Source organism: Subtercola sp. RTI3, assembly GCF_035018625.1.
Lineage (GTDB): Bacteria > Actinomycetota > Actinomycetes > Actinomycetales > Microbacteriaceae > Subtercola > Subtercola vilae.
The window spans coordinates 1-5,296 of the sequence record NZ_JASJXO010000098.1 but is presented as its reverse complement, the minus strand read 5'-3'; the positions used below and the strand labels follow the sequence as shown (position 1 = coordinate 5,296).

The window sequence follows — 5,296 nt, the reverse complement described above, 5'->3', positions numbered from 1 at the left end:
AGATGTGTATAAGAGACGGGTGTGGGTGTGGGCGTCGGGTCAGGGGGTGAGGCGGCGACGACGACGGGCGACGAAGAGGAGGGCGCCGGAGGTGGAGAGCATGAGGGCGAGGAGCAGGGCCAGGGTGAGCTGGCTGCCGGTGGTGGCGAGGGGGCCGGCCGAGCCGGAGGACTGTCCGGATGCGGTTGAGGACTGGCCCGTGGTGCCGGTGGCGGAACCCGATCCTGATCCAACGCCCGTGCCCGATCCTGCGCCAGCACCGCCCGCGCCCGAACCCGCGCCGGGGTCGGTGCCGCCGGTGCCGGGGTCGACCGCCACAGCCAGGCCGAGCACCTTCGCCAGCAGAGTGACGGCGGTGACCGAGTCTCCCCCGAGCAGCGCATGCTCGGCATCGGCGGTGAGCGACGACGACCCGGTCACAGCGGTGTTCGCCGTGACCGAAGCCTGGGCCAGGTCACGAACGACCGAGACGAGCAGGTCGGCGTCGGCGAGGGTGGCGCTGTCGGTGCCGCCGAGCTGTGCGGCCGCATTCACCGCGAGCTGAATGGCCGCGGCGGGTTCACTCACGGTGCCAGACGGGCTCCAGACCGCAGCCGAAAGCAGAGCATCCACAGCCATCTTCGCAGCACCCGCAGCGAGCGACGCCGACACCTTCTCGAGCCGAGCCTTGGGGCTGTCAGTGCGTTCGCCCCAACCGTATGCGAACAGCGGGTCGTAGGTGGCGTCGCCCACGTTGATGGGCACCTGCTCGGCGGTCGCGGGCCAGGTCAGCGGCAGCCGCCCAGTGAACGGGGTGTCGCCGAACAGGGTGTCGGCGACGCCCTCGCCCTCGCTGCCGGGCAGGAACGACGCCACGAGACCACTGATCTCGCTCAGCTTGTCGGTCACGAGCTGGGTGCGGCCGGCCACAACCAGCACGACGCACTTCATCGCGCCGCACACTTTGTCGATGGTGGCGCGGTCGCTGTCGGTGAGCGAGAGGCTGTGGCCGTTGTTGCCCACGTCACCCTGGCCTTCGGCGTAGGGTGTCTCGCCCACGACGACGACACCCACGCTGCCCGCGGCCATGGGAGCCGACGCGTCTTTCGAGTAGGTGATGGCGGCATCGGGTGCCGCCTGCTTCATGCCGGCGAGAATGGTGGTTCCTGCCGTGGTCGAGTTGCCTGAGGCGCCCTGCCACGAGATGGTCCAGCCGCCCATCTGGTTGCCGAGGTCGTCGGCATTCGAGCCGGCCACATAGATCGAGGCGTTCTTCGCGAGAGGCAGCACGCCGTCGTTCTTGAGCAGCACCTGCGACTCGGCGGCGGCCTGGCGGGCATCGGCGCGGTGGGCATCCGACCCCAGTTCGCTGGCCTTGCTGCGGTCGGTGAGCGGATGCTCGAACAACCCCAACTCGAATTTCTGAGTCAGAATGCGGCGCACCGCGTCGTCGACCCTCGTCGCGGCGACGCTCTTGGCGCCCACCGCATCGGTGATGCTCGTGATGAAGGCGCCGAAGTTGTAGGGCGCCATCGCCATGTCGAGCCCGGAGTTCACCGAGCGCACCGCCTTCTCGGCGTAGGTGCCGCCCGGCAGCTTGTCGATGCCCTCCCAGTCGCTGATGAGAAAACCGTTGAAGCCGAGTTGCTCTTTCAGCACACCGGTGTTCAGCGCGGTGTTCTCGTGCATGCGCACGTCGCCCGTGCCGCCGATGTCGACGCCGGAGTACGAGGGCATGATGCTGCCGACCCCGGCGTCGATGGCCGGAATGTACGGGTCGACGTAGGTGGTCATGAAGTCGGCCATCGAGGGCGAGTGGGTGAGGCCCTGGTCGATGGGGTAGCCGTTGCCGACCTTGCTCGCGTCGTAGCTCGTGCCGCCGTCGCCCGCCCAGTGCTTGGCCGTGGCGAGCACCTTGTCGGGGCCTGACTTGTCGGCGGGGTCGCTGCCCTGCAGGCCCACGATGTTCGCGGCCGAGAAGGTGGTGACGAGGGCCGGGTCTTCGCCGAACGACTCGTAGGTGCGGCCCCAGCGTTCGTCGCGGCCGACGCACAGGCACGGGGCGAAGGCCCAGTTCACACCGGTGGCCTTCGTCTCGACGGCGGTGTCTTCTGCGAGGGTCTGGATGAGTGCGGGGTCACGTGTCGCGCCGAGGCCGATGTTGTGCGGAAAGATCGTGGCATCGAGCACGTTGCTGTGCCCGTGCACGGCATCGGCGCCGTAGAGCAGCGGAATCTGCAGCGCAGTCGAGAGTGCCTGCTGCTGAAAACCGTCGACCATGTCGGCCCAGGCCGCGGGCGTGTTGGCCGCGGGGGTCGAGCCGCCGCCCGAGAGAATCGAGCCGAGGCCCAGGTCGGCGATCTGGCTGGGGCTGGAGAGCCCGAGCCGTTCGGCCTGCGTCATCTGGCCCACCTTCTCGGCGAGGGTCATGCGGCTCATCAGGTCGTCGACGCGGGTGGCGACCGGCAGCGACGAGTCGAGGTACGGCAGGCCGTGGGCGTTGATCACGACGCGCGGGGCACTGGCCGGCAGCTGGGCGCCCGCCGCGTCGAGCGCAACCGAGATGCTGCGCGACTGGTCGCCGCCCGGGGTGGCGATGGTCTTCACGTCGAAACTCTGGGTGGTGCCGGAGGCCGTTCCGGCGGCGAAGGTCACGCTGCCGGTGAAGTCGGCGACCTGCGTGCCGACCGTTGCGGCACCGCTGCCGGGGGCGTACTTCACCGTGACGGGCGAGGTCAGGGCATCCCCATTCGACGTAGTGAGGGTGAGGCCCACCGAGGCCGTCTCGCCGGAGTTGACCAGGTAGACGTCTTTGGTCGAGTTCACGGTGAGGTTGGCCGCCTGGGCGGGGGTTCCGTAGAGCTGGGCGTCGTCGACGGCCCAGCCGGTGCTGGTGGGCTTGCCGGGCGCGAACGTGATGGCGAAGCCCCACGCGCTGGTCAGGTCGAGGGTGCCGTTCTGAGTGGCGGCGCTACCGGGCTGGTAGGAGCCGATCGTGAAGGCCGTGAACGGAAGTTCGATGAGCTTCCAGCGACTGGTCGAACTGCCCCAGTTGTCTTTGAAGGTGGTCGACCACAGTTCGGAGTGCTCGCCGTCGGGGCCGCCGTCTTTGATCTCGACCTTGATGTCGTCGCCCGCGGTCGGCGAGGCCGGGTTGCTGGCCTGCGAGGCGTACCACCAGAACCGGATGCCGCGGTAGGAGCTCCAGTTCTGTGACGACGAGAGGTTGTCACTGAAGCCCGCGTAGCCGCCCGACGGGATCTTGTAGGTGCCCGCGAGCACTTTGTTGTCTGGCACGTCGCCGCGAACCTGCGGCGTGACGGCCATCGTGGCGAGGTTGTCGGCCGAACCCCACGTGAAGAAGCCCACGGGGTTGGTCGACGTGCCGAGGGGCACGGCGCCCTGGAAGTCTTCGAGGGTGGTGGCGCGCTCGAACGTGGCGAAGTCGTCGAACGAGAAAGTGCCCGCGCCCAGACCGGTGAGGGTGACGGCGAACCCGGCCGAGGCGCCCGGCAAGAACCGCGCGGGGTCGGTGTGGTTGCCCTTCAGGCGCAGGTCATCGAACAGAACGCTGATCTGGCGCCAGCCCGTGGTGGTGTCGACCACGCTCTGGTCGAAGATCTGGCCGCCGCTCTTCAGCTCGTAGCTGAGCGTCTTGCCCGAGCCCTGGCCGAGAAACCAGAAGCTGAAGCCGTCGGACGCAGACCAGTCTTTGGGGCTGGTGTCGTTGGTGAAGCCGAACCAGTCGCTGGCGGTGGGGGCACCGCCGACGGTCGCGACGAGCACCCGGTTGTCGGTCGCCGCGCCCGGAACGGTGTCGTCGACCTTCGTGCTGAGCACCGGCTTCACCGAGTCGGCGCTGGCCCACGTGGAGTAGTCGGCCGGCACCCCGGCCTCGAAGCCCTGCAGAACGGTGGTGGCACCGGCATTCGGCAGGGTTCCGGTGGGCTTCAGGGTGACAGTCGCGGTGTTGCGCGTGCCGATCGTGATGCCGGCCGACGGGTCGCTGAGCGCCAGTGTGAAGCTTCGTTCGGGCGCGAGGGCGCCGTGCGAGACGGTGGGCACCGTGACCGTGGCCGTGGTCTGGCCGGCCGGGATGCTCACCGTCTGGTCGACGGCCGTGAAGTCGGTTCCGGCAGCGGCCGTGCCGTCGGTGCTCGTCACGTGAACGCTCTGGTCTGTGGTCGAGGTGCTGTTCAGGCTCACGTGCACCGCGGCGTCGTCACCGGCTCCCACCGACAGGGCCGAGGCGTCGAACGAGGCGGTCGGCACGGCGACGGTGCCGTGCACCTCGAACGAGAACACCGAGTAGCCGTAGTAGTGCAGTGTGGGGGCCTCCCACGTTGCCGCGGTGCGCTTCAGCATGGCGAGGCGCACGTACCGGGCATCCATCGGCGTGCTGAAGGCAACCTGCTCGGTGCCGCCCGCACCGGTCGTCTTGCTCGCGGCGGTGCTCCAGCTCGCGTCGTCGGCGGGGTTCGCCGAGGCGACCTGAATGTCGTACGCGGTGGCGAAGGCCGCCTCCCACGAGATGGTGACGCCGGTGACCGTGGCGACCGAGCCCAGGTCTGAGGTCAGGCTGGCGGTGAAGGTCGTGTCGGAGTCGGGCCCGTTGCCGCTGGCCCAGCGCGTGGTGGCATTGCCGTCGGTGGCATTCGAGGCCGGAAAGTTGCCGTCTTTGTCGTTCTGTGCGGCCGAGGCGGTGGTGGTTCCGCTGCGGGCGAGGTCGGGTTCGGCCGCGGTGGCGGTCTGGCCGACCACAAGCGCGCTGCCCATCACGGCGACCACGATGCCGGTGCTCAGCAGGGCGCGCAGCCGGCTCCGGATGCCCGGGCGGGGCGACGTGGCGGGGGCGGCGGCTGAGCGCGAACCAGATGAGGGCACAGTTACTCCTTCGTAACGAACGACGTAGCCAGTAAATCGGTCGAATTACTCCGGGCACAGGACGAATGCGGGGTCGGGCGCCTCAAGCGGAGAGAGGGTGACGGGCCGAGCCGTGGCCACTGGCCCACGCGGCCTCGAGGGCACGGTCGATGATGCCGACAAGCTCTGACCGATGGCCGAGCTCGGCCGAGTGCACGGGTGCCAGAGGGGCGGCGAACGGCGCGAACTCGGCGAACGCTTCCCGCACGCCGGCCAGCAGGGGTTCACCGACGGCGCCCAGCTGGCCGCCGAGAATGATCGCCTCGGGGTCGATGAACGCGCAGAGTTGCGCCACGGCGCGGCCCACCGTGTAACCGGCCTCGCGGAACACCGTCGCGTTCTCGGGGGTGACGACGAAGTCGGCGGGGGCGGCGGCTGTCTCTTATACACATCT

Annotated in this window: 2 protein-coding genes; both read right to left on the bottom strand. The window is 69.2% G+C overall.

Annotated elements, in window-relative coordinates:
* Positions 1-39 precede the first annotated feature (39 nt).
* Positions 40-4,863, bottom strand: coding sequence for a glycoside hydrolase family 3 N-terminal domain-containing protein (locus QN358_RS18555; RefSeq protein WP_323513240.1), 4,824 nt, complete (start codon positions 4,861-4,863; stop codon positions 40-42).
* Between the two features lie 82 nt (positions 4,864-4,945).
* Positions 4,946-5,233 (bottom strand): ROK family protein, encoded by a 288-nt coding sequence (locus QN358_RS18550; protein WP_323513239.1) that lies wholly within the window; start codon positions 5,231-5,233, stop codon positions 4,946-4,948.
* Positions 5,234-5,296: the final 63 nt, after the last annotated feature.